Source organism: Mesorhizobium sp. M0166 (assembly GCF_040322255.1).
Taxonomy (GTDB): domain Bacteria; phylum Pseudomonadota; class Alphaproteobacteria; order Rhizobiales; family Rhizobiaceae; genus Mesorhizobium.
Genome location: NZ_JAMYTD010000006.1, coordinates 63,911 through 87,668 on the forward strand (window position 1 = coordinate 63,911; position 23,758 = coordinate 87,668).

The 23,758-nt window shown below is 62.0% G+C and carries 21 protein-coding genes; 14 read left to right on the top strand and 7 right to left on the bottom strand.

Going from position 1 to position 23,758, the window contains the following annotated elements:
* Window positions 1-148: 148 nt before the first annotated feature.
* Window positions 149-580: a hypothetical protein gene (locus NKJ46_RS09895; protein WP_352664760.1), complete on the top strand. Its 432-nt coding sequence runs from the start codon at window positions 149-151 to the stop codon at window positions 578-580.
* A 285-nt stretch (window positions 581-865) separates the two neighbouring features.
* On the opposite strand, the gene NKJ46_RS09900 is transcribed toward NKJ46_RS09895, so the two are convergent.
* The 3 genes from NKJ46_RS09900 to NKJ46_RS09910 all read right to left on the bottom strand — a co-directional run bounded on the left by NKJ46_RS09900 (window position 866) and on the right by NKJ46_RS09910 (window position 3,371).
* Entirely contained in the window at window positions 866-2,056 is a 1,191-nt protein-coding gene (locus NKJ46_RS09900) for an NADH-quinone oxidoreductase subunit D (RefSeq protein WP_352664463.1), read from the bottom strand.
* A 66-nt stretch (window positions 2,057-2,122) separates the two neighbouring features.
* Window positions 2,123-2,548, bottom strand: a complete 426-nt coding sequence (locus NKJ46_RS09905; RefSeq protein WP_352664465.1) for a hypothetical protein — start codon at window positions 2,546-2,548, stop codon at window positions 2,123-2,125.
* A 148-nt stretch (window positions 2,549-2,696) separates the two neighbouring features.
* Window positions 2,697-3,371 (bottom strand): DUF2161 domain-containing phosphodiesterase, encoded by a 675-nt coding sequence (locus tag NKJ46_RS09910; protein WP_352664467.1) that lies wholly within the window; start codon window positions 3,369-3,371, stop codon window positions 2,697-2,699.
* Between the two features lie 341 nt (window positions 3,372-3,712).
* Between NKJ46_RS09910 and NKJ46_RS09915 the strand changes: the two genes are divergently transcribed.
* From NKJ46_RS09915 to apnL, 7 genes are all read left to right on the top strand, one after another.
* Entirely contained in the window at window positions 3,713-4,540 is an 828-nt protein-coding gene (locus NKJ46_RS09915) for a phosphogluconate dehydrogenase C-terminal domain-containing protein (protein ID WP_352568083.1), read from the top strand.
* A 263-nt stretch (window positions 4,541-4,803) separates the two neighbouring features.
* Window positions 4,804-5,745: a D-ribose ABC transporter substrate-binding protein gene (locus NKJ46_RS09920; RefSeq protein ID WP_023675475.1), complete on the top strand. Its 942-nt coding sequence runs from the start codon at window positions 4,804-4,806 to the stop codon at window positions 5,743-5,745.
* A gap of 113 nt (window positions 5,746-5,858) precedes the next feature.
* Complete coding sequence (locus NKJ46_RS09925) at window positions 5,859-6,512, top strand: DUF2291 family protein (RefSeq protein ID WP_352664469.1); 654 nt, start codon at window positions 5,859-5,861, stop codon at window positions 6,510-6,512.
* Window positions 6,509-8,053, top strand: coding sequence for a sugar ABC transporter ATP-binding protein (locus NKJ46_RS09930; protein WP_352664471.1), 1,545 nt, complete (start codon window positions 6,509-6,511; stop codon window positions 8,051-8,053). The genes NKJ46_RS09925 and NKJ46_RS09930 overlap by 4 nt, the downstream gene beginning before the upstream one ends.
* Window positions 8,050-9,114, top strand: a complete 1,065-nt coding sequence (locus NKJ46_RS09935; RefSeq protein WP_352664473.1) for an ABC transporter permease — start codon at window positions 8,050-8,052, stop codon at window positions 9,112-9,114. The genes NKJ46_RS09930 and NKJ46_RS09935 overlap by 4 nt, the downstream gene beginning before the upstream one ends.
* A 1-nt stretch (window position 9,115) precedes the next feature.
* Window positions 9,116-10,150, top strand: a complete 1,035-nt coding sequence (locus NKJ46_RS09940; protein ID WP_352664475.1) for a Gfo/Idh/MocA family protein — start codon at window positions 9,116-9,118, stop codon at window positions 10,148-10,150.
* A complete protein-coding gene (gene apnL, locus NKJ46_RS09945) occupies window positions 10,147-12,054 on the top strand; it encodes a D-apionate lactonase (RefSeq protein ID WP_352664476.1) in 1,908 nt (635 codons plus the stop codon). The genes NKJ46_RS09940 and apnL overlap by 4 nt, the downstream gene beginning before the upstream one ends.
* Before the next feature lie 78 nt (window positions 12,055-12,132).
* Here the strand turns inward: apnL and NKJ46_RS09950 are convergent, their stop codons facing one another.
* Entirely contained in the window at window positions 12,133-13,101 is a 969-nt protein-coding gene (locus tag NKJ46_RS09950; protein ID WP_352664478.1) for a GlxA family transcriptional regulator, read from the bottom strand.
* Between the two features lie 154 nt (window positions 13,102-13,255).
* Here NKJ46_RS09950 and NKJ46_RS09955 point away from each other — a divergent pair, with 154 nt between their 5' ends.
* Window positions 13,256-14,578, top strand: a complete 1,323-nt coding sequence (locus NKJ46_RS09955; protein ID WP_352664480.1) for an MFS transporter — start codon at window positions 13,256-13,258, stop codon at window positions 14,576-14,578.
* 234 nt (window positions 14,579-14,812) lie between these two features.
* Here the strand turns inward: NKJ46_RS09955 and NKJ46_RS09960 are convergent, their stop codons facing one another.
* Window positions 14,813-15,526 carry a transcriptional regulator NanR gene (locus tag NKJ46_RS09960; protein WP_352664482.1) on the bottom strand — a complete coding sequence of 238 codons (714 nt, stop codon included), beginning with the start codon at window positions 15,524-15,526 and terminating at the stop codon, window positions 14,813-14,815.
* Window positions 15,527-15,708: 182 nt separating this feature from the next.
* On the opposite strand from NKJ46_RS09960, the gene oiaX reads away from it, so the two are divergent.
* Together oiaX and NKJ46_RS09970 are read left to right on the top strand one after the other, a co-directional pair.
* The gene (oiaX, locus tag NKJ46_RS09965; protein ID WP_352664484.1) at window positions 15,709-16,980 is read left to right on the top strand and encodes a 3-oxo-isoapionate-4-phosphate decarboxylase OiaX; all 1,272 of its coding nucleotides are present in this window, start codon (window positions 15,709-15,711) and stop codon (window positions 16,978-16,980) included.
* Between the two features lie 4 nt (window positions 16,981-16,984).
* Window positions 16,985-18,319, top strand: coding sequence for a four-carbon acid sugar kinase family protein (locus tag NKJ46_RS09970; RefSeq protein ID WP_352664486.1), 1,335 nt, complete (start codon window positions 16,985-16,987; stop codon window positions 18,317-18,319).
* 112 nt (window positions 18,320-18,431) lie between these two features.
* On the opposite strand, the gene NKJ46_RS09975 is transcribed toward NKJ46_RS09970, so the two are convergent.
* Entirely contained in the window at window positions 18,432-18,929 is a 498-nt protein-coding gene (locus NKJ46_RS09975; RefSeq protein WP_352664488.1) for a hypothetical protein, read from the bottom strand.
* A gap of 280 nt (window positions 18,930-19,209) precedes the next feature.
* On the opposite strand from NKJ46_RS09975, the gene NKJ46_RS09980 reads away from it, so the two are divergent.
* From NKJ46_RS09980 to NKJ46_RS09990, 3 genes are all read left to right on the top strand, one after another.
* Window positions 19,210-20,727, top strand: a complete 1,518-nt coding sequence (locus NKJ46_RS09980) for a S10 family peptidase (protein ID WP_352664490.1) — start codon at window positions 19,210-19,212, stop codon at window positions 20,725-20,727.
* Between the two features lie 535 nt (window positions 20,728-21,262).
* The gene (locus tag NKJ46_RS09985) at window positions 21,263-22,318 is read left to right on the top strand and encodes a sensor histidine kinase (RefSeq protein WP_352664492.1); all 1,056 of its coding nucleotides are present in this window, start codon (window positions 21,263-21,265) and stop codon (window positions 22,316-22,318) included.
* Window positions 22,315-22,989, top strand: coding sequence for a response regulator (locus NKJ46_RS09990; protein ID WP_352664494.1), 675 nt, complete (start codon window positions 22,315-22,317; stop codon window positions 22,987-22,989). The genes NKJ46_RS09985 and NKJ46_RS09990 overlap by 4 nt, the downstream gene beginning before the upstream one ends.
* A 39-nt stretch (window positions 22,990-23,028) precedes the next feature.
* Here the strand turns inward: NKJ46_RS09990 and NKJ46_RS09995 are convergent, their stop codons facing one another.
* Complete coding sequence (locus NKJ46_RS09995; protein ID WP_352664496.1) at window positions 23,029-23,493, bottom strand: hypothetical protein; 465 nt, start codon at window positions 23,491-23,493, stop codon at window positions 23,029-23,031.
* Window positions 23,494-23,758 lie beyond the last annotated feature (265 nt).

Sequence of the window (23,758 nt, forward strand, 5' to 3'; positions counted from 1 at the left end):
GGCGGGGGCGCGTCGGAATTCGAGCGCCGCTTCACCGGGCAGGTGATCCGTACGCCTCATGTTGCGGCGGTCGGCCTTGTCAGCGCTCCATGGCGCGATAATTGCTCATGTAGGCGTGGGCGAATTCACCTGTCGACAGGAGCCGACCATGAAACATCAAACACTCGACCAACTGCAGGCCGTCGCGGAAGTTGAGTCCTTCGCGGCGTATCCGGCGATGACTCGAACCCAGCGGATTGAACGTTGGGCGGAACTTCTCGAACAAAACCCGACGCGATGCCTTGGGGCGCTTCCAGGCACCGAATATATGAACAGGGAAGCGCGCGACAGATCGCGTGGGGCTGGGACGCCGCTCACTGTCGCCTTCGAGGATCCGGTTCTGCGTGCCATGGGCCTCAGCGATGATACCTATGGTGAGGCAAAGCGCTTCTTCGAACTGAGCGACCGGCAGTTGCACCAAATCGTTTGCCATTGCCATGTCGGCGCTACGATGCAAGCGAGATGGGCCGCTGCCAGGGTGCGCGGGATAGTTCGCGGCAACAGATTTGTTGCCTGGCTGAAGGGCCTGATCGTGCATTGAGGCGGTACGAGGAACGGCGGAACACGCGTTCTTTCCGCGCCGTGGAGAGCGCTTCCGAACTTGGAAGGGCTCGTGCCGCGTCGGGCCGCGCAGATTGTGAAACTCCTCGACGCTTGGCTGCGCCTTGTCGCGGCCATGCGTCTGTCTTTGATGCGAGAATTTGAGTTGGCCTGCCGCAATTGAGGGCCGTCGCCGGACGGGCGTCCGAGCGCCGTCCAGGCCTGCCTGCGCGGCTACTAACGATGATGATCCTGCGATCGGGGACGATCCTGCGACCTGGCTACACTAGCGATCGATTTCTCCGAACACGATGTCGAGCGAGCCGATGATCGCGGCAACGTCGGCGATCATATGGCCTCGGGACAGGAAATCCATCGCTTGCAGGTGGGCGAAGGAAGGTGCGCGGATCTTGCATCGGTAGGGAACATTGCCTCCGTCCGACACGAGGTAGACGCCGAACTCGCCCTTCGGTGCCTCGACGGCGGCATAGACTTCACCGATCGGCACGCGAATGCCTTCGGTATAAAGTTTGAAGTGGTGGATCGTCGCTTCCATCGAGCGCTTCATCGTGGCACGGGGCGGCGGCGTGATCTTGTGGTTCGGGATCGCGACCGGCCCCTGACCTTCTGGTGAGCGCAACTTTTCCAGACATTGCCGCATGATGCGGACCGACTGGCGCATTTCCTCCATGCGTACGAGATAGCGGTCGTAGCAGTCGCCATGCTTGCCGACCGGGATGTCGAAATCCATCTCCGAATAGCATTCGTATGGCTGCGCCTTGCGCAGGTCCCAGGACGCGCCCGATCCGCGCACCATCACGCCGGAAAAGCCCCAGGCCCAGGCATCATCGAGGCCGATCACGCCGACATCGACATTGCGCTGCTTGAAAATACGGTTCTCGGTCAACAGCTCTTCGAGATTGTCGCAGACCTTGAGGAACGGATCGCAGAACTTCCAGATGTCGTCGAGGAGTTCCGGCGGCAGATCCTGATGCACGCCGCCAACCCTGAAATAATTCGCGTGCATGCGGGCACCGGACGCGCGCTCATAAAAGACCATCAGCTTCTCGCGCTCGACGAAACCCCAGAGCGGCGGCGTCAGCGCGCCGATGTCCATGGCTTGCGTGGTGACGTTGAGGAGGTGAGATAGCAGCCGGCCTATTTCGCAGAAAAGCACGCGAATGAGCTGCCCGCGTCTCGGAACCGATATTTCGAGGAGCTTCTCGGCAGCGAGACAGAATGCATGCTCCTGGTTCATCGGCGCGACGTAGTCGAGCCGGTCGAAATAGGGCAAGGCCTGCAGGTAGTTCTTGTACTCGATGAGCTTTTCGGTGCCGCGATGCAGCAGGCCGATATGGGGATCGGCACGTTCCACGATCTCGCCGTCGAGTTCGAGCACCAGCCGCAGGACGCCGTGAGCGGAGGGATGTTGTGGCCCGAAATTGATGGTGAAGTTGCGAACTGCAGCCTCGGCCATGACAGTCCTCCGCAATCAGGCGGACTTCCGTTCCGTGCCGGAACCGGCTTGTCCGCTTTCAGCCGCTCACGTCGTCGTCTGGATGATCAGCGTGAGCGTGCCGTCGCCGTCGATATTGGCCGCCACGACCTGCGTGGAATTAAGTCCGTTCGCCGCCAGTGCCGATGCCGCCTGCGGCGATGCGTCGATCGAACTTTGCAGGATGCGCAAATCCTCGGCGCTGGTCTGGGTGACGACGGCCTCCGCCTGTGCCTTGACGTCAGGAGGCAGATCCTCCATCGCCACGATTGTCACTGCGGTGAAATTCTGGGCGGAGAAGGCTTGGTCAGGTGTAGCCTGGTCGGGAGTGGTCCCTTCGGGCGTGGCTTGCTCTGGCAGGGATTGCGGCGCCGTTGGCGGCACAGGGGCAAGCTCTGGTCCCACGGCTTGCGCATAGACCGGCGAGGCAAGCGCCAGTGCCGAAAGTGTGGCAATTGTCGTCGATAGGCGCATGGCCGTTCCTTCCGTTTTGCTCAGCGGACGATCAATTCGGTGACGACAAAACCATCGTGTCGAAATATGGTTCCGTGACCGGGGAGCTGTCTTGCCGAAAGCCGTGATTGTCGCGGAAAGCAGGGCGCGAAATCCGGCGTTGCCTGTCTCAGGCAGCGGTGTGGCTGCGATCGGGCTGCGGCCAGCGCTGCAACGCCTCACGGCCCTGAGCGGTCAGTTCGTAGATCCCGCGATCGGTGCGTGCGAACCAGCGATACACATTGTGCAGCAGGATCTTGGGCGCGTTCGGCAGGTTGGGCTTCAAGTCACGCGGTCGCTTTGGGCCGTCGGCGAGGGCTGCGGCGCATGCCAGCGCCTGCTGGCGATAAGCGGTCATGATCGGCGCACGCGAGCCGCCGCCGGCGACAGGATCGCCCTGCCGACGCCGATGTTCGTCAATTAGCTTCGAGCGGCGCCGGGGATCGCGACGCGGAGCCAATGCCGTCGGGCTGAGCAGCACCTGAACCTCGCCGTTCGTTCGCACGCCAAGCAGGCCAAAGCCGAGGCGACGGCAGAGATTGCGGTATCTCACATCGCTCTCACGGCCCTTGCCACGGGTCGACATACATGCCGCAAGCCAGACCTCGTCGCTCGCCGCCATACGGTCGACCCCTTGGAGGACCAGCTCAAGGTTGAACGTCAGCTTCAGCTCGCAGATGACGACGATCGGTGGAGAGTCGGCACTCAGCGCCAGCAGATCGCAGCCGCCGATCTCGCCCTTGACCATAAATCCCAGGCCTTCCAGGAAGGCCTTGACCGGGCTGTAGAGTGACGTTTCGAGCATGGGCCTTTGTCGGCTGCGAATCATCCCGCCGATCGGCGGTTCAACGCGATGATCGCTCCTTGCCGTTGAACAGGAGGTAAACGACGGCCGAGCAAGTGGTCAGAGCCGTGCCATGGCCGCTTGCCAATTTGGTATGCTGGTATAATGTGTACCTGAGGTAGCATGCTCCACGTAGCTGCGCTGCGCTGGACATTCGGGCGCCCGAGACATCGTCCATGGCATCGTCATTCGAGCGGCGGCTCCCCTGCGTTTTCTAATCCGCCAACCGGCGGTAATGTGCATACAAGTCAATGGGATGACGATCGGCAGGGCCGTCGTTGGAATTCAGGAGTAACGGACACATGACAACGATTGCGCTGTTTGGTGCGGGCGGCAAAATGGGTTACCGTCTGTCGACCAACTTTCGCGGATCTCCCTATACGATACGCCATGTCGAGGTCAGCGACGCCGGCCGCGAGCGGCTTAAGTCGGGCCTCGGCATCGATGCCGTCAGCGCCGATGAGGCGCTTGATGGCGCCGATGTGGTGATCCTGGCGGTGCCGGACACGCACATCGGCAAGGTTGCGGCGAGTATCGAGAGCAAGCTTGCATCAGGCACGATGGTCGTCGTGCTCGACGCCGCAGCACCTTTCGCCGGGCATTTGCCGAAGCGGCCGGACCTGACCTATTTCGTCACCCACCCGTGCCATCCGCCGATCTTCAACGACGAGACCGACATGGCGGCCAAGAAGGATTATTTCGGCGGCGTCAAGGCCAAGCAGCACATGGTCAGCGCCTTGATGCAGGGACCGGAGGAGGATTTCGCCAAGGGTGAGGCGATCGCAAAGATCATCTGGGCGCCGGTCATGCGCTCGCATCGCGTCACGGTCGATCAGATGGCGCTGCTCGAGCCCGGCCTCTCGGAGACTGTCTGCGCCTCGCTGCTCGTCGTCATGAAAGAGGCCGTCGACGAGGTGGTGGCGCGCGGGGTCGATAAGCAGGCGGCGCTCGATTTCCTGCTTGGCCATATGAACGTGCTTGGCGCCGTCATCTTCGGCGAAACCAAAGGCGTGTTCTCCGACGCCTGCAACAAGGCGATAGAGTTCGGCAAGCCGGTGCTGATGCGCGACGACTGGAAGCGGGTGTTCGAGCCGGAGGAGATTGCCGCGAGCATTCAGCGCATCACGTGAGGGCAGCGACGCGTTCACCGGAACATGTCACCTGAAATTGTCATTGACTCATTATACCAGTTGGCTTAGCTGTTCGATGGATTGGGCCGTCAAGCTTCGCAGCAGGCTCAGGGGCTGGATGAGTGGAGGATAGGGGAAGCGGTCCGTCGGGGTGAAGTCGGCCAAGGCTTGTGAATCTGACGCGACCCGCCGCCTACGCCCGCTAACGAAATCGAATGCATATAGCCTTGCGACAAGGCACGGATTTTCAACGGGAGGAATACATGAAACTGACACGCAGAATGACGCTTGCGGCTTTTGCCGGCATGCTGGCGCTTGGCACCGCCGCCCCCGCCTATGCGGCGGATTTGATCGCCATCATCACGCCCTCGCATGACAATCCGTTCTTCAAGGCGGAAGCTGTCGGCGCGGAGGCCAAGGCCAAGGAACTCGGCTACGAGGCGTTGGTGCTCGTCCATGACGACGACGCCAACAAGCAGTCCGAATTGATCGACACGGCGATCGGCCGCGGCGCCAAGGCGATCATCCTCGACAATGCCGGCGCCGACGCCACCGTCGCCGCCGTGCAGAAGGCCAAGGACGCAGGCGTTCCTTCCTTCCTGATCGATCGCGAGATCAATGCCACCGGCGTTGCCGTCGCGCAGATCGTCTCCAACAATTATCAGGGCGCCCAGCTCGGCGCGCAGGAATTCGTCAAGCTGATGGGCGAAAAGGGTAATTTCGTCGAGCTCGTCGGCAAGGAATCCGACACCAATGCCGGCATCCGCTCCAAGGGTTACCACGACGTCATCGACGACTACCCGGACCTCAAGATGGTGGCGCAGCAGTCGGCCAACTGGAGCCAGACCGAGGCCTATTCAAAGATGGAATCGATCCTTCAGGCCAATCCCGATATCAAGGGCGTGATCTCCGGCAATGACACGATGGCGATGGGCGCTTATGCGGCACTTGCCGCTGCCGGCCGCAAGGACGTGATCGTCGTCGGCTTCGACGGGTCAAACGACGTGCGCGACTCGATCACCTCCGGCGGTATCAAGGCGACGGTCCTGCAGCCGGCCTTCGCGCAGGCGCAGATGGCGGTCGAGCAGGCAAACGACTTCATCAAGAACAAGAAGTCTCCCGCCGAAGAAAAGCAGCTGATGGACTGCGTCCTGGTCAATGGCGACAATGCCGCCAAGCTGGAGACATTCGCGCTCACAAACTGAGCCGATGTAACATCAAGCAGCAAGGGACGAGCCTCCGGTTCGTCCCTTGCTGCCATTTCGCCCTTGCTTCCATTTCTCAGGGTGCTCCTGACCGCCATGCCGAACGAGCCGACATGTTCAACACGCTGACCCGGCCGATCCTTGTCGCGCCGTTCCTTGCAGCCATAGTCAGCCTGACCGCCTGCAAGATCCTGCCGACGCCGTCAGCGGAAAACGGCGGCACTGGCTCCGCGTTCAATCCCGACAAGATGGTCGAGGACGTCTGGGCGGCGAAAGTGATACCCTATCTGCAGCAGAAGGCCGGGCCGTTTGCCGAGGTTCATGCCTTGGCCAAGACCGATCCCGCCGCCGCCGGCGCCAAATACGGCAACCCGAAAAAGCAGGCGAATTCGCCGTGGACCTTCGCCGTTCGGCTCGAGGGCAAGGTCGTTGCAGCCAATACACAGTCACGCGCGGCGACGATGGACGTCGATGCCGACGGCGACGGCAAGGCGGACGCGCGGGTGCAGATCGGACCCGCCATGCGCGGAACCGCGCTGCGCGACAGCCTCGACTTCATCCAGTTCAACGATTTCACCAACCAGATCGACTTCGCCCAGTTCGGCAAGGCTTTCAACGCCTATGCCGACAAGACCGTGCTTTCCAAGCTGCCGCGCGAGGCACTCGAGGGCCGCAGCGTCGAGGTACTCGGCGCCTATACGCCGGGCAGTGGCCAGGACCTGCCGCTGGTGACGCCGGCGGAGGCAAAGATCGGACCGAAGCCATGAGCGGCGATCAAGATGTCATCCTGAAGCTGGAGGATGTCTCGAAGGTCTATTCCGGCACCGTCGCGGTCAAGCGGGCGAATTTCGAGGTGCGCAAGGGCGCGGTCAACGTGCTGGTCGGCGAAAACGGAGCCGGCAAATCGACGCTGATGAAGATCATCGCCGGTGTCGAGCAGCCGACACTCGGGCGCATCCTGCTGGACGGCGAGGAGGTTTCCTTCTCGTCATCCGGGGACGCGGTGAATCGCGGCATCGGCATGGTTTTCCAGGAGCTGAACCTGTTCGGCAACCTGACTGTCGCCGAAAATATTTTCGCCACCCGCGAGATCACCAATCGTTTCCGCAAGATCGACCGCAAAGAGCAGGAGCGCCGCGCGGCGGAATTCCTTGAACGCCTGGAAGCCGGCATCCGGCCGGACATGCTGGTCGAGGATCTGCGCATCGGCCAGCAGCAGCTGGTCGAGATCGCCAAGGCGGTTTCGCTCGATGCGCGCATCCTGATCATGGACGAGCCGACGTCGGCGCTTAGCGCGGCGGAAGTCGAGGTCCTGTTCAAGGTGATTGCCGATCTCAAGGCGCGCGGCGTGGCAATCGTCTACATCTCGCACCGGCTCGAGGAACTGATCCGCATCGGCGACACCATCACCGTGCTGCGCGATGGGCGCATCACCGGCCAGGCGGAGATGAAAGACGTCGACACCCAGTGGATCGTGCGGCAGATGATCGGCTCGGACGCCAAGGACTTCGCCAAGGCCGACGGTCATGTGCCGGGCGAGGAAATATTCCGCGCCGAGGACATCTGCTTGCCGCGCGTCACCGGCGGGCTGGCGGTCGATCACGTCTCGCTATCGCTGCGCGCCGGCGAAATCCTCGGCATCTATGGCCTGATGGGCGCCGGACGCAGCGAGCTGTTCGATTGCATCATGGGCCGCCACGGCCATTCGACCGGCACGATATTCATTGCCGGCAAAAAAGTGCACGAGCGCGACACGACGCGGCGCATCCGGCGCGGTCTGGCGCTGATCCCTGAAGACCGCCAGCGCGAAGGGCTGGTGTCGATCCTCTCCGTCGCCAGCAATCTCACGCTGGCCAGCCTGTCGCGTTTCGTGCACCTGTTCCACATTCGCGGTGCCGCCGAACGACAGGCGGTGACCCAGACGGTGCGCGAACTGGCTATCAAGGTCGCCGATCCGGCGCAGGAAGTCTCGTCGCTATCGGGGGGCAACCAGCAGAAGGTGGTGATCGGCAAGGCGCTGCTCACCGGACCGAAGGTGCTGCTGATGGACGAGCCGAGCCGCGGCATCGACGTCGGCGCCAAGGCCGACGTGTTCCGCACCATGCGCAAGCTGTCGCGCGACGGCCTGGGGATCCTGTTTGCCACCTCGGATCTCGATGAGGTGATGGCGTTGTCCGACCGCATCGCAGTGATGAGCAATGGAAAACTGACCGGCATGTTCGACCGCGCAGAGGCGACGGAGGCCGCGCTCGTCGCTGCTTCAGCCCTCGGCCACGGACCGGTCCCGCACGGAGAGCAAGGCGCATGACTGACATTCCAGCCAAGGCGGCGGTCACCTCGATGTCGAGCGGCTCGGTCCTGCTGATGCTGATGAAGGCGAGGACGTTCATCGCGCTGATCGCCGTGCTGTTATTCTTCTCGATAGCTGCCCCCAATTTCCTATCGGCCGCCAATCTTATCCTGATGTCGAAGCACGTGGCGCTGAACGCATTCCTTGCAATGGGCATGACCTTCGTCATCATCACCGGCGGCATCGACCTGTCGGTCGGCTCGATCGTCGGCCTGTGCGGCATGGTGGCCGGCTATCTCGTGCTCAACGGCATCGACCTGCAGGTCGGCTACACCATCTATTTCAACGTCTTCGAGATCGCACTGATCACGCTTGCCGTCGGCATATTGATCGGCGCCGTCAACGGCTTGCTGATCACCAGGCTTAACGTTGCGCCGTTCATCGCCACGCTCGGCGTGCTCTATGTCGCGCGCGGCCTGGCGCTGCTGTCGTCGGACGGCCGTACCTTCCCCAATCTCGTCGGCAAGCCGGAGCTTGGTACCACCGGGTTCGGCTTCCTCGGCGCCGGCCGGTTGCTCGGCCTGCCGGTCGCGCTGTGGATTTTGCTCGTCGTTGCGCTAGGGGCGGCCTATCTCGCCAAATATACCCCGCTCGGCCGCCACATCTTCGCCGTCGGCGGCAATGAGCGGGCGGCACGGATTTCAGGCGTCCGCGTCAACATGGTGAAGATGTTCGTCTACATGTTCTCCGGCTTCTGCGCGGCGATCGTCGGGCTGATCATCTCGTCCGAACTGATGGCCTCGCATCCCGCGACTGGAGAGAGCTTCGAGTTGAATGCCATTGCCGCGGCAGTGCTCGGCGGCACCTCGATGTCGGGCGGACGTGGTACGATCGGCGGTACCATTGTCGGCGCCTTCGTCATCGGCATCCTTTCGGACGGGCTGGTGATGATGGGGGTGAGCTCGTTCTGGCAGATGGTGATCAAGGGCCTCGTCATCATCGTCGCCGTCGTCGTCGACCAGGCACAGCGCCGATTGCAGAGCCGGGTGACGCTGATGCAGATGGCAAAGGCCGGCTGATATGGCGGAACTGCGAGGAGCGCTGATCGGCTGCGGCTTCTTTGCCGTCAACCAGATGCATGCCTGGCGTGACGTCGAGGGTGCCTCGATCGCCGCCATCTGCGACCGCGATCCGGAGCGGCTGCGGATCGTCGGCGACCAGTTCGGGATTGCGCGGCGCTATACGGACGCGTCAGCGCTGTTTGCCGGCGAAAGGCTGGATTTCGTCGACATCGCCACCACCGCACCAAGCCACAGAATGCTCGTCGAGATGGCGGCGCAGCACGGCGTTCCGGCAATCTGCCAAAAACCGTTTGCGCCGACGCTTGCCGACGCCCAGGCGATGGTGACGGCCTGCGCCGACGCCGGCGTGCCGCTGATGGTGCATGAGAATTTTCGCTGGCAGTCGCCGATCCAGGCAGTGCGTACCGTGCTCGACAGCGGCGAAATCGGCGCTCCCTTCTTCGGACGGATCTCGTTCCGCTCTGCTTATGACGTATTTTCCGGCCAGCCTTATCTGGCGACGGGAAAGCGCTTCATCATCGAGGATCTCGGGATCCACATCCTCGACGTCGCCCGCTTTCTGCTGGGCGACGTCTCGACCGTCACCGCGCGAACGGCGCGCGTCAACCCTGCCATTGCCGGCGAGGACGTTGCGACGATGCTGATGGACCACATGGGCGGCGCCACTTCCGTGGTCGACTGCAGCTACGCCAGCAAGCTCGCTACCGAGCCGTTCCCCGAGACGCTGATCGAGATCGATGGCAGCGACGGCACGATCCGGCTGGCGCAGGGCTACCGGCTCACCGTCACCAGAAGAAGCGGTACAGTCGTCAGCGATGTCTCACCACCGCTGCTGGCCTGGGCATCGCGGCCGTGGCACAACATCCAGGAAAGCGTCGTCGCCATTCAAAAGCATTGGGTCGATTGCCTGACCAACGGAACCGAGCCCGCGACCTCGGGCGCGGACAACCTCAAGACATTGGCGCTGGTCGAGGCAGCGTACGCCGGCGCCGCAAGCCGGGAGCCGGTGCAGCTCGACACCTTGCTGAAATGACAGCCGACGCCTTCCTCCTCTACGGCACACGTGCCGTTGAAGCCGAGCCGGTCAGGCTGCGCGCCGGCGCGCTGACGGCGGACTTCGTCAACGGCAATCTGCGCACCATCCGCCACGGCGACACCGAAGTGCTGCGCGCCATCGCCTACATCGTCAGGGATCGCGACTGGGGCACTTACGAGCCGACGCTCACCGATTTGGAAATCGACCAGGGCGATGACGCTTTCTCCGTCAGCTATTCGGCAGGTTGTTTCGGGCCAGAGGGAAGCCGGCTCGACTTCCGTGCGACCATCAAGGGCGCCGCCGATGGCCGACTGGTCTTCGACGTGAGCGCTCGTCCCGACAGCGATTTCCAAACCAATCGCTGTGGTTTCTGCATCCTGCATCCGATCGCCGGCCTGACCGGCAGCCCGGTCACGGTCGAGCATACCGATGGCAGCGTGGTCGCGACCAGGCTTCCAGAGCTGATCGATCCCTGGCAGCCGTTCAAGGATCTGCGGGCGATCACCCATCAGGTCCGGCCCGGCGTCACCGCCGAATGCCGGATGGAAGGCGATACTTTCGAGATGGAGGACCAGCGCAACTGGTCGGATGCCTCCTACAAGACCTATGTCCGGCCGCTCGCGCTGCCATGGCCATACGTGCTGCCGGCCGGCGAGACCTTCCGTCAAACCGTCAGCTTGCGGGTAGCGGGTCGCGGGAAAGTGCCGGCCGCCGTGGCAAGCGCCGAACCGATTCGTGTCAGGCTCGGCCAAGCCGGACCGGTGCTGCCGAATGTTGGCGTCATCATCTACCCTGATCAGGTTGAGGCGGCGCTGGGCAAGCTGCCGATGCTGTCCGAGCTTGGCCCGCAGCAATTGATATTCCACTATGACCCGACGCGCGGCCACGGGCTTGCCGCCTTGCGGTCCTACGCCCGGCTCGCCGCCGCCTATCCGGTCCGGACAACGCTCGAATGTGTCATTGCCGGCGACGGCGATCTCGACGCCGAGCTTTCAGGCGTCGCCGACAGGGTGCGCCAGGCCGGGCTCAAGCTTTCGGCCATTGCCGTCTCGCCCTCGATCGACCGGCAGTCGACGCCACCGGGCAGCGCGTGGCCGCAATGCCCGCCGCTCCAAGACGTCTATTCTGCCGCCCGCCGCGCCTTCCCCGATATCCGCCTCGGCGGCGGCATGTTCAGCTATTTCACTGAGTTGAACCGCAAGCGCGTCCCGGCCGGTCAGCTCGATTTCGTCACGCATTGCACCTGCCCGATCGTGCACGCCGCCGACGATCTCAGCGTCATGCAATCGCTGGAAGCACTGCCTTTCATCACGGCGTCAGTTAGGACGATCTTCGGAACAATACCTTATCGGATCGGGCCGTCGACCATTGCCATGCGCCAGAACCCTTATGGCGGCGCGACCAAGGCCAATCCCGACAATCAGCGCATCGCCATGGCCGACCGCGACCCTCGCCACGCCGGGCTATTCGGGGCCGCATGGACGATCGGCTATGCCGCACGCGTTGCGCCGGCCGGGCTCGAAATGCTGACGCTCTGCAGCTTCACCGGACAATTCGGCGTACTGGCCTCGTCGGGCGAGCCTGTCGAAGAAGGTGCAACGCGGCTGATTTTCCACGCGGTGAAAGGACTTTGCGATCTGGCCGGCCATGCGCATGTGGCGGCGACAACGACCGATGAGACGCAGGTGCTGGCACTGGCCGGCCGCTCCCAGACCGGCAAGATCATCGTCTGGCTGGCGAACCTTACCCCGGACGATTTTCCGGTCGACCTTTCTGGGCTCGGCTCAGATCAGGGTCCTCTGAAGATTTGGGATGGACGAACGTCGCGCCAGATCCAGCGAAACGCGTCGGACCGAGACCGTCTTGTGATGACGCCCTACGCAATCGTCCGGATCGGCTGAAGTCATTTGCCGAGATTCATGGATAGCCGCACCTCGGCAGCCGTTGCCCGTAGCCGCAGCACTTCCGATGCCGACTTGTCACCGGATTTGCTTTCGAAACTCGCCTGGTGCCATTCCAGTTGTCTTGGAAAAAAGACGGCTGAACGAGGCGACGTCCTGATATCCCACCCGATAGCAAATTTCTGAAACGCTCAGTTTCGTTTCCTCAAGCATGGATTTTGCCAACTCCAGCCGCCTTTCCTGGATCCATTTTCCCGGCGTTGTCTGGAGTTCGTCGAAAAATCTGCGAGACAGGGTTCGCGAAGACATGCCCAATTCGGTTGCCAGAAATTTCAGATCGATTTTCGCCATCTTGACTTTCGAGAGCTCGCGCAGCTTGTTCTCGAATGGGCTGGCCTCGTTCGAAATTTCGTCGAGAGAAAATTCGTAGGGACTCTGGAATGTGCGCGGCGGCGGGAGAACCAGAAGTTTTCGAATGATCCGCTCCTCCTTCGAGAAGCCGAGATCAATCAGCAAAGCCCTGGCGAGTTCGAGTCCGGAAAACCCACCTCCGCATGTGTAGAGGCGGTCCTGGCGAATGAGCAAGCGGGAAGCGTCCCATCGCACTTGCGGAAACCGGCGGCTTGCCTCGGCTTTCAGCCACCAGGATATCGTCGCGCGTTTACCGTCCAATAATCCCGAATTGGCGAGCAGATAACACGCGCCGCAATGTGCTGCAATGATTGCGTCCTGCTGTTGCGCGAGCGCGATCAGCGGTTTTGAATGTTCACTCTCCTCGTCGAGCGAGCGCAGAAGCTCGGGAATCTCGACACCCGGCATCGCAATGAGAATCAGGACATCCATTTTCCGGGATGGTTGAGCCTTTGTCGGGAAGAAAATTCCGGTGCTTGATGCCGACGGCGCGCCCCTTGAAACGAACTCACAGGAGAGAACCTGTGAACGGCAGACGTCATTCACAAGCTGAAACATTTCCACGAGCGTCGAGACGACGGCCGAATAGAAATTCGACGGCAGCCAGATCACGACGTGGAGGCTCCTGTCAGCCATTGCGGTTCTCCCGGTGTCGTTCCCGTAGAGTGGCAAGTCTAGCATAGTCTTTGTCAAAATTGCCAATTCCAGAACAAGCGCGGCGCCTCCAGGATGGCCGCATGCGGGCTGCCGACGAAGCGGCCTGTGGAAATCCATGGCTGGGAAGATGCAAATGCTGAAATCGCTGAATGAAAACAACGCGGCACATATACCGGATTCAGAGCGTATCATAAAACCGCAGCGCTGGTCCGGGCCCAGACTGGCGCTCCTGGCGTTCGCGCAGTTCATCATCGCCATCGATTACAACATCGTCTATGTCGCCTTGCCAGATATTGGCCGTGATGTCGGCTTTACGGTCCAGTCGCTGCAATGGGTCGTAAGCGCCTACGCGGTGGCTTTTGGTGGTTTCCTGTTGCTCGGCGGCCGCGCAGCCGACCGGCTCGGGCCACGGCGCATGTTCATCCTGGCGCTGGTGATCTATGGCGTTTCCTCATTGGCCGGCGGATTTTCTCCCGATGCCCTAACGCTGGTGGCTGCCCGGGCGGTGCAAGGCCTGGGCGGAGCGCTGCTGTTTCCAGCAACCATGGCGTTGGTCAATACAAGTTTCGCGGAAGGCAGCGAACGCAACCGGGCGCTTGCTGTCTGGGGCGCGACGGGAAGCGGCGGCCTGGCAGCCGGCGCGATCATCGGCGGCGGCCTCACCAACAACTGGGGTTGGCAGGCGGTCTTCTTCTTCACCGTTCCGCTGGCCCTGTGTGCCGCGCTTATCGCTGCGCCAATTCTGCTGGCGCCAGATCCCGCGAGAACCAGCAGCCGCAGTTTTGATCTTCCGGGTGCGCTGGTCGTCACAGCAGCGGCGACCTTGTTGGTGTTCGGTCTAGCCAGTGGTCCCGAGGTGGGTTGGCAGACAGTTCGGGCCGCCGGATCACTGTCGATCGGGGCGCTGCTGCTTTGCGCCTTCGTTCTCATCGAGAGCCGCGTGCTTGATCCGCTCGCGCCACGGCGGTTGTTTGCCAATCGCAGCCTCGTCGCAGCCATGGCGGTGAGCTTCTTTCACCACATGGCGCTGAGTTCCGGTTACTACCTTCTTACGACGTATTTCCAAAATGTGCTCGGTTACAACGCGCTCGCCGCCGGCCTGGCATTCGTGCCGCTAGGGATACTTGCAATGATCGGCGGAGGGAAGACCGCGGCGCTGCTGCTCAACAATTGGGGGACGCGTGCGACGATGTTCGCCGGCATGGTCATATATGGGATCGGGCTGGCAGCGATCGCTTTTGCGATGTCGCCGGGCGGTTCGTATTGGACGGTGCTGCCGGTATCGTCATCTATGGTTTCGGCGGCGGCATTGCCTTTACGACGCTCTTCGCCGCTGCCGCTTCCGGAGTGGCTCCCCATGAACAGGGTGTCGCGTCGGCGCTGGCGTCGACCTCCCTGCAGATCGGCGCGGCATTGGGTCTCGCCGCCATTCTTGCCGTGGCCAATGCCCGTTTAGGCGGGCAGGCCGGCGTCGCATCGGATGTCGTCAACGGGTTGCGCGTTGCCGGTTGGTTCGCCGCGGCGGCGGCTCTCCTCGGTGCGGCTCTTGCCCTAACGCTGAGGCAGCGGAATACGGTGTCGCCTCGCGATGTTGCCGCTTGCCCCGAAGCTGCATCCTGATCTGTGGTCAGTCAGAAGGCCGAGAGCAAGGTCGCGGCCGCTACGCCGGTCGGGACCTTGCTCTTGATTTTCAGCTGCCGGAGTTCATCACGTAAAGCGCACGCGAGCGTTCGAGGTGCTTGATCATCGCCTTCTCGGCGCCATCCGCATCCTTGGCTTCGATGCGTCCGATGATCTCTTCGTGCTCGGTCAGCGTGAACTTTTCCTTGCCGGTCCAGATCAGCATTTCGGTGTGGTATTCCTTTAGCCAGCCAAGCATTGCCTCGCTGACGGCGACATAGATCGGGTTGCCGGATATTGCCGCTATCTGGGTATGGAATTTCATGTCGGCGGATATGAAGGCTTCCGAGTCGCCACGATGGCTGCGCTGCTCGGCAACCGTTGCCCGCAGCTGCTGCACGTCCTCGGCGGTGGCCTTCTCCGCGGCTTCCCTGACCATGCCGCGCTCGAAGAAGATACGCGCGTTCTTGAGGTGCTCGAGCGTGTCCTTCGATGACGACAGGATGATCTTGGCTGCGCCATCGACCTGCTTGATGATCGACTTGGCGGTGAGCTGCAGCACCTTGGCACGCTCACCATGCGAGATCGCGACCAGCCCCATATTGCTCAACGCCTGCATCGCCTCGCGGATCGCCGGCCTGCCGACCTCGAAGCGCTCCATCAATTCGCGCTCCGATGGCATGTCGTCACCCGGCAGCAATTCGCCGCTGGTGATCAGGCGCTTCAGTCTCAAGAATACTTCGTCGGAAAGCTTGCGCCGGACGATCGGCTCCGAACGGTTCATCGTCGCGAATCACTCCTTTGACCGACCTATACCTAGCATTTCCGCCGTGAATTCCGGAACGCCTGTTGCCGGCTCGCCCTTACCTGCCAAGCTGGATAGGGCTTGCAATGCTTATGTACTCATTATACCAGATTTCGAGGGCCAAGGAACCTTTTTCGAACCACCCGGCAGGCCGCGCGAATATGATTATTCTCACCTATCGCATCGAAACGCCTGGCAATGTCGAGGCGCTGGCGGCCAAGATCGCAAGCGACCAGTCGACCGGAACCTTCGTCGCGCTGGCCGGCGAGACCGAAGAGCTCAAGGCCAGGGTCGCAGCGCGGGTCCTGGCGATACGGCATCTGCAGGATGCGGATCGGCCGTCTCTTCCCGAAACCGGCCCGGAAGCCGGCTCCGAAGCAAGCAATGGCCCGGTCAAGCGCGCCGACGTCGACATCGCCTTTCCGCTGGACGCCATCGGCACCGACCTGTCGGCGCTGATGACCATCGCCATCGGTGGCACCTTTTCGATCAAGGGCCTGTCCGGCATCCGGGTTGTAGACATGAGGCTACCCGAGGAATACCGGGGCGCGCATCCGGGCCCGCAATTCGGCGTCACGGGCAGCCGCAGGCTGACCGGTGTCGCGGATCGTCCGATCATCGGGACCATCGTCAAGCCGGCGCTGGGGCTCCGTCCGCACGAGACGGCCGCAATGGTGCAAGAGCTCATTGCCGCCGGCGTCGATTTCATCAAGGATGACGAGAAGCTGATGAGCCCGGCCTATTCCCCGCTGTCGGAGCGGGTGAGGGCAATCATGCCACTGATCCTCGACCACGAGCAGAAGACCGGCAAGAAAGTTATGTATGCCTTCGGCATCTCACATGCCGATCCCGACGAGATGATGCGAAACCACGACCTGGTAGCAAACGCCGGAGGCAATTGCGCCGTGGTCAACATCAATTCGATTGGTTTCGGCGGTATGGCTTACCTCCGAAAACGCTCCAGCCTGGTGCTCCATGCCCACCGCAATGGCTGGGACATTCTCACCCGTCATCCCGGCCTCGGTATGGATTTCAAGGTCTGGCAGCAGTTCTGGCGGCTGCTCGGCGTCGACCAGTTCCAGATCAACGGCATCGCCTCGAAATACTGGGAACCCGACTGGTCCTTCGTAGAATCCTTCAAGGCGGTGACCACGCCGATCTTTTCGCCGGCCGATTGCGCATTGCCGGTCGCCGGCTCCGGTCAGTGGGGCGGGCAGGCGCCTGAAACCTTCCAGCGAACCGGCCGGACGGTCGATCTTCTCTATCTCTGCGGCGGTGGCATCGTCAGCCACCCGGACGGGCCGGGCGCCGGCGTGCGCGCCGTGCAGCAGGCCTGGCAGGCGGCGGTCCAAGACATTCCGTTGGCGGATTATGCCTTGAGCCATGTCGAGCTGGCGCGATCGATCGAGAAGTTCGGCGGCGAGGCGGCTTGACGCCATGCAAAACCTGCTTCTGAGTTATTATGGCGACGACCTTACCGGCTCGACCGACGTCATGGAGGCGCTCGAGCTCGGCGGCGTGCCGACCGTCCTGTTCATGCGCCAGCCGGACGAGGCGCTGCTTTCGCAGTTCGCGCATTGCCGCGCCCTCGGGCTTGCCGGCACCAGCCGCAGCGAGACGCCGCAGTGGATGGACACGCATCTGCGAGATGCCTTCGCCTGGCTGAAGACCGTCAACGCCGAGATCTGCCACTACAAGGTCTGCTCGACCTTCGATTCCAGCCCGGCGATCGGCAGCATCGGCCGGGCGATCGAGATCGGCCGCTCGGTTTTCCGGCAAGGCGGCGTGCCGCTGGTGGTCGGCGCGCCGCAGCTGAAGCGCTACACCGCCTTCGGTCATCTGTTCGCTGCCTATCGCGAAAAATATTTCCGCATAGACCGCCATCCGGTGATGAGCCGCCATCCGATAACGCCGATGGACGAATCCGACCTGCTGATCCATCTGTCGCGCCAGACAGACCTCAGCTCGGGCCTGGTCGACCTGGCGACGCTGCAGTCTGCGTCGCGGTCGGAAGCATTCGACCGGCTTGTGGAGGATGGCAGAGGTATCGTGCTTGTCGATGTCGACAGCCTGGAAACCCAGGCGCTTGCCGGCAAGGAGATTTGGCGCGCTCGCAAGCCGGGCGGTTATTTCGTCGTCGGCTCTTCGGGCATTGAATATGCCTTGTTGGTCGAATGGGCATCGAACCGGATCGTGGATGCCAAACCTGCCTTTTCGCCGCCGGGCGCTGCCGACAGGATCGCCGTGGTCTCGGGGAGCTGCTCGCCGACGACGGAACGACAGATCCGGCATGCTCTGGCCGACGGCTTCGACGGGATCGAGCTCGACCCGGTCGAACTGGTTTCCGAGACGTCGAACGACGCTATTGGGCGCGCGGTTGCAACCGGGCGCTCCACCCTACAGGCTGGGCGCAGCGTCATCCTCTACACCGCGCTCGGACCTGCGGCCGACCGCGGTACTGAAATCGATCTCCGGGAAGGCGCCCGCCATAAGCTCGGCCGTGGCCTTGGCGAGGTTCTCCGCGAACTGACGCTTCAAGAGCAGCTGCTGCGCGTGGTCATCGCCGGCGGCGACACGTCGAGCCATGCACTTGGCCAGATGAGCGTCGACGCGCTGACTGTGCGAATGCCGCTGCCCGTATCGCCGGGCTCGCCGCTTTGTGTGGCGCATTCAAGCGTTAAGGCGATCGATGGGCTGGAAATTGCCCTCAAGGGCGGGCAGGTCGGAACCGACCGCTATTTCTCCGCTATTCGCGATGGCGTCGGCGGTTGAGAGCGGGGAATATCGGGTCAAATCGTGATGCTCAATCGAGATCTAAGGTAATAATTAGCCGGCAAACCAGAAACTTAAGGCGTTCAGGTCGGCGGCGATGCCACTCATCCCGCTATCTGCCCATTGCCCTGCTTGGACGATACCGACGGGCATAGGCGACACAGGCGTCTACCGTGCTGACACAGAGCGCATCGCGGTTGTTCGGCAGGTTGTTGTCGCCGGCGTAGGCAACCTCGGCAACATGACCGTCAACCATTCGAATTTGTGTGTTGCAATAGCCGCCGGGGGCGACGTTGACGGAACCTCCGAGCGCCGGGACGGGGCCAATGGCCACCGTCGGAACGGCAATGTTGAGATTGCCGCGTTGAACGACGCGCTGATAGGTCCAGATCTGACCGGATTTGCCGACATCGGCAGTGGCGGTCGGAAAGCCGGCGCACATTCGAACGTCCGCCTCGCTAAGGCCGACCATCTCCCTGCGGGCTGCCGCCGCCGTGGCGTCCTCCTTTGCAGTGCTCGACGTGTCGTCAGGCATGACGCAGGATGACAGGATGGCGGCGCTTGCCGATAGAAGGAGAAGGGCAAGCTTTTGGGTGTGGAAAGATGTCATACCAACTTCGGATTGCGCGGGAGGCCCGAGTGCCAACCTAGGAAGTGGGCCAATCGAGTCAACCGGCAGAAAATTCACGAAGTCGTTTGGTCCGCCATTCCGCCGCACGTATCTGCTGCAAGAAGTTGAGGCTGCCGCCGTGACCGTAGCGCCCTATCTTCCGCGGGGGCATCGGATTTCCAAACCCGACCCCTTCTTGTCAGATGTACTGGCGCACGGTGCTGTGACTTTGGTTCGGCCGACGGTGTGCTAGTTTCCAGCCAATTGGTCCGGAGACGTCATGCCTGTCAAGCTGCAAGAAATCGCCCTCGCTCTTCTGCTGTTGGTTGCCGGAGTTGGGGTCGGTCACGCGGAGACGGCCCAGCGGCCGCCGCCCACAGGCGGGGTTCTCTCGCTCCTGCCACCGCCGCAGATTTCCGATCATTCGATCGTCATTGCCGGACGCACGCTCGATTACGAGGCCAAGGCCGGCACGCTGTCATTACCGTCCGGCAAAGGCGATATCACCGCCGAGATTTTCTATGTCGCCTATGCACTGCATTCCGGGAAAGAAACGGGACCGGATCCGCGCCGCCCGATCACCTTCGTGTTCAATGGCGGTCCGGGAGCAGCTTCCGCCTATCTTCATCTCGGCGCGCTCGGTCCGCGGGTCCTGGCGACGGCGGCCGATGGAAGTTTCCTGCCGCCGCCGCAGAGGCTGTTCGACAACCCCGACACCTGGCTCGACATGACCGACTTGGTCTTTGTGGACCCTGTCGGAACCGGTTACAGCCGTGAAGCGCCCGGCACGGAAGCACACAGCTTCTGGGGCGTCAGCCAGGACGCCGCGTCGATAGGCGCGTTTATCCGGCTCTATCTGGCGCAGACCAACCGTACGGCATCGCCTGTCTTCCTGGCTGGCGAAAGCTATGGCGGCTTTCGAGCAGCATTGCTCGCCAGGAAGCTTCAGGAAGACATCGGCATCAGCCCGAGCGGCGTCGTGCTGATTTCGCCGGCGCTCGAATTCACGCTGGTGCGCCCGGACGAGTTCCAGCCGCTCCACTGGGCGCTCGAACTGCCGTCGCTGGCGGCAGTGCGCCTGCATAGCGAAGGCGTTTCCGGCCCTGCTCTGCAGGAGCGGCTGGCGGAAGTCGAACGCTATGCGCTCGGCGATTATCTGGCCGCGCTGGCCGGTGGGCTGGAGCAGGGTGGACGCCTGGCGAGCCAGCGTGTCGCCGCAATCACCGGTCTGCCGCTCGATCTCGTCCAGCGGCACTTTGCACGCATTCCCATAGGGCTGTTCGCCAAGGAGTTTGCACGGGCAAAGGGCAATGTTCTCAGCGCCTATGACGGCAACATCGCGACAGCGGACGTGGCGCCAGAGAGCCTGGGAGTCGAGGGTCCCGATCCGGTGCTCGACCGAAGCGTGCCGGCGCTCACCTCCGCTTTCGTCGGCTATGTGCGTGATGAATTGAACTTCCGTACGGATATCAGCTATCGGCTTCTCAACCGTGAAGTCAGCGGCAACTGGGACTATGGGACGAGCGCGACGCGTCAGGGCTATGCGGGTGTCATGGACGACCTTCAGCAGGCGCGCACGCTGAATCCCAGCCTCGGCGTACTGATCGTCAACGGCTACAGCGACCTGGTGACGCCGTACATGGGCTCGCGCTACCTGCTTGGTCAACTTCCTTCGCTTGCCGGTGCAAAGCCCATTCGCACCGAGGTGCTGGAGGGGGGGCACATGATGTATCTGAGGCCGGATGGACGGGCGGCACTGAAGGAGGCCGCGTCCGAGCTTTACCGAACGACGCAATGAGACGGTTTGCGCAAAAAAGCGCCGGATGCGCTGTTCGCCCTCTCATCAGGCCCTAGTTCCATCGCGATTGATCGGTTACACACCTAGGATGGCGTCTTTTAGCGACGTTCGACAGCGGATTAGCCGGCTCTCCAGAATCGCGCCACTGGTGCGGCGTGCTGCCGAGCGGGCCATTCGGAATACCAGGCCACACAGGCTGACAAGCCTTGTCGACCGCTGGAATGCGCTGTCGCTGGCAACGCAGTTCCTGCTCGCGGGCGGTCTATTCTCCCTGTCGGCGATGGTGGTGGTGGGGATTTCCGTCACGAACCATATCGAAACCGTGGTCACGCAGAATTCGGCTTCCGCTACGGCTCTTTACGTGGATAGCGTTATTGCGCCGCTGCTTCCGGATATGCGCAAGAGCGAAGTCCTCGACGAGAGCGTCGCCCACGCGCTCGATGAAACGCTGGGACAAGGGGCACTCGGCACAAGGCTCGAATCCTTCAAGCTCTGGCGTCGCGACGGAACCATCCTGTATTCGACCGACAAGACATTGATCGGCAAGCGCTTTGAACCCGGCGACAATCTTCGGGCGGCATTCGCAGGCCAAATGGTTTCGGAGTTCGACAAGCTCGACGATCCGGACAGCGAGGCCGAAAGAGCCAGCGGCTTGCATCTCCTCGAGATCTACAATCCGGTGCTGCAGCCATGGTCGGGGGAAGTGGTGGCCGTTTCGGAATTCTACGAGGTCGCCACTGATTTTGAAAGAAACCTGCATCAGGCACTCATTCGAACCTGGCTGGACGTTGCCGCCGTCACGGCGGCCTTCTTTCTCGGGCTGTCGGCAATCGTGTTCCGTGGCAGCCGCACGATCAGTTCGCAGAGCCGCTCGTTGAAGCAGCGCATTGCCGAGCTTTCCGATCTGCTTGCTCAAAACAGACTGTTGAGGCTGCGGGTCCAGCGTGCCTCGCAGCGTGCCACCGCACTTAACGAACGCTATCTCAGGCGCATCGGTGCGGACTTGCACGATGGCCCCGCGCAATTGGTCGCTCTCGCGGCGCTGGGGATCGACAGCCCCGTCATTGCCGATCCCGCTACGCCGCAATCGAAGCGTGCACAGGAATTGCTGGCCATCAAAGCACATCTGGACGATGCCATGCGCGAGATCAGGAGCATCAGCAAGGGCCTTGTCCTGCCGCATATCGAGCATGCCGAGCTGGGTGAAATTCTCCAGCTAGCCGTACAGGCGCACGAAGAACGAACCGGCGTCAAAGTGAGATTATCGATGACCGGCGGCCATACCCCGTTGTCGCCGGCGGCCAAGATCTGCATCTTCCGCTTCGTCCAGGAGGCGCTGAACAATGGATTCCGTCATGCCGGAGGTGAAGGTCAGTCGGTGGAGAAACATTTCGACGGCGAGCGCGTTTGTATCGAAGTGGCCGACGCCGGCGCGGGTTTTGACCCGCGAATCGTGCGTCCCGAGAGACTGGGACTCGTTGGGCTGCGCGAGCGGGTTGAAAGCCTCGGGGGCCAGTTTACCGTGACTTCCTCACAGAGTGGCACAGTCGTAAGAATGGCCCTCAACATCGTTGAAATGGGGCAGACATGACAGTAGCCATCAAGCTCGCCATCGTCGACGACCACCCGCTGTTCAGGGAAGGCGTTGTGCGCACGCTCGATCAGATCGGCGGGTTCGAGATCGTCGGTGAAGGAAGCAGCAGAGACGATGCCCTGCGGATAATCGAAGACCAGCGGCCCGACATTCTGCTGATGGACATCTCGGTTCCTGGAGGTGGCCTTGGCGTGATCGGACCGGCCCTTGAGCGGCATCCGGCACTGAAAATTGTGATGCTGACCGTTTCGGAAGAAAACCAGCACGTGATGACCGCGTTGCAGAGCGGGGCAAGGGGCTATGTACTGAAGGGGGTCGGGTCGAGGACGTTGGCTGCGATCCTGCGCACGGTAGCGTCGGGCGAACGATATGTCTGTCCACAATTGTCGGCGCGCCTGTTGGCGGATCTGTCTGCTCAATCAAAAGAGCCGGCGAAAGCTGACGGACTTGCCGATCTCACCAGCCGCGAAAGGGAGATCCTGACGCTGGTTGCCGGGGGACTGAGCAACAAGCGGATCGGGCTTCGACTGAACCTGCACGAGAAGACGATAAAGCACCACATGACGCGAATCCTGGCCAAGCTCAACGTAAGCAACAGGACCGAAGCCGCGATGACCTTGCGCGATGCGACTGAGCGCCAGCATCCGACTGTTCGCGATCATGCTTGAGCCGAAATTGCCGCACGGCGCGGCGATGTGAACTGAGCCTCAGTTGATCATTTCAAGCAATCTGTCCCGATCGGAACGCGTCGCCAGGCGCCGAATGATGGTGCGACCCTTGGCATCCCGCATTTCATATTGGCCGCTATCAATGCGCTCGCTGAGGCCGTTCGAATGCACCACGCCAATGCTCGGCCCACTTACCTCGACCCGGTCTCCCGTGATGGCATTGATAAAGAGTCTTGGCCTGCTGTCCGGGTTTACCGCAGGGACGGGATCAGGGAGATTGTCGTCCTGCGACTTTGCTTTGCCCTTGCCGGCACCGGCGTTCGAGTTCGAATTGCCGGAGTTTCCACCCGAATTGCCCGAATTGCCGTTCCCATTCCCGTTCCCGCCCCCGTTCCCGCCATTGCCGTTGCCGCCGTCTTTGGCCCAGGCAGCCTGCAGGCCGAGCGTCGGCGACGGTCCATCGAACACGACGCGATAGGGGCTCACGACGAGAACGAAGGTCAAGACGACTACAGAAATGCCGACACGACGTCCTCGTGAAGATCCGGTCCTTCGTCTCCGGGTCGTCATCAATGAACTTGCCAGTCGCATGTCGGAAATCCCTTTAATCATACGGACCTGTCGTGCTGCCTCCTGTTCGAGTTCGTTTGATGCTTAAAACAACGGTTTGTATCCGGTAAGGTCAAGACCCACCAGTCCCACGATGGTAACTGGTGGGTCTCGCTAGCGCAGGAAGGGACTATTTACTGCGCAAGTCTTTTGCCTTCCC

Bases quoted from the DNA above. Each gene is read 5' to 3' on its own strand.
- NKJ46_RS09895 (WP_352664760.1), top strand. From the start codon at position 149: ATGAAACATCAAACACTCGACCAACTGCAGGCCGTCGCGGAAGTTGAG.
- NKJ46_RS09900 (WP_352664463.1), bottom strand. From the start codon at position 2,056: ATGGCCGAGGCTGCAGTTCGCAACTTCACCATCAATTTCGGGCCACAA.
- NKJ46_RS09905 (WP_352664465.1), bottom strand. From the start codon at position 2,548: ATGCGCCTATCGACGACAATTGCCACACTTTCGGCACTGGCGCTTGCC.
- NKJ46_RS09910 (WP_352664467.1), bottom strand. From the start codon at position 3,371: ATGCTCGAAACGTCACTCTACAGCCCGGTCAAGGCCTTCCTGGAAGGC.
- NKJ46_RS09915 (WP_352568083.1), top strand. From the start codon at position 3,713: ATGACAACGATTGCGCTGTTTGGTGCGGGCGGCAAAATGGGTTACCGT.
- NKJ46_RS09920 (WP_023675475.1), top strand. From the start codon at position 4,804: ATGAAACTGACACGCAGAATGACGCTTGCGGCTTTTGCCGGCATGCTG.
- NKJ46_RS09925 (WP_352664469.1), top strand. From the start codon at position 5,859: ATGTTCAACACGCTGACCCGGCCGATCCTTGTCGCGCCGTTCCTTGCA.
- NKJ46_RS09930 (WP_352664471.1), top strand. From the start codon at position 6,509: ATGAGCGGCGATCAAGATGTCATCCTGAAGCTGGAGGATGTCTCGAAG.
- NKJ46_RS09935 (WP_352664473.1), top strand. From the start codon at position 8,050: ATGACTGACATTCCAGCCAAGGCGGCGGTCACCTCGATGTCGAGCGGC.
- NKJ46_RS09940 (WP_352664475.1), top strand. From the start codon at position 9,116: ATGGCGGAACTGCGAGGAGCGCTGATCGGCTGCGGCTTCTTTGCCGTC.
- apnL (WP_352664476.1), top strand. From the start codon at position 10,147: ATGACAGCCGACGCCTTCCTCCTCTACGGCACACGTGCCGTTGAAGCC.
- NKJ46_RS09950 (WP_352664478.1), bottom strand. From the start codon at position 13,101: ATGGCTGACAGGAGCCTCCACGTCGTGATCTGGCTGCCGTCGAATTTC.
- NKJ46_RS09955 (WP_352664480.1), top strand. From the start codon at position 13,256: ATGCTGAAATCGCTGAATGAAAACAACGCGGCACATATACCGGATTCA.
- NKJ46_RS09960 (WP_352664482.1), bottom strand. From the start codon at position 15,526: ATGAACCGTTCGGAGCCGATCGTCCGGCGCAAGCTTTCCGACGAAGTA.
- oiaX (WP_352664484.1), top strand. From the start codon at position 15,709: ATGATTATTCTCACCTATCGCATCGAAACGCCTGGCAATGTCGAGGCG.
- NKJ46_RS09970 (WP_352664486.1), top strand. From the start codon at position 16,985: ATGCAAAACCTGCTTCTGAGTTATTATGGCGACGACCTTACCGGCTCG.
- NKJ46_RS09975 (WP_352664488.1), bottom strand. From the start codon at position 18,929: ATGACATCTTTCCACACCCAAAAGCTTGCCCTTCTCCTTCTATCGGCA.
- NKJ46_RS09980 (WP_352664490.1), top strand. From the start codon at position 19,210: ATGCCTGTCAAGCTGCAAGAAATCGCCCTCGCTCTTCTGCTGTTGGTT.
- NKJ46_RS09990 (WP_352664494.1), top strand. From the start codon at position 22,315: ATGACAGTAGCCATCAAGCTCGCCATCGTCGACGACCACCCGCTGTTC.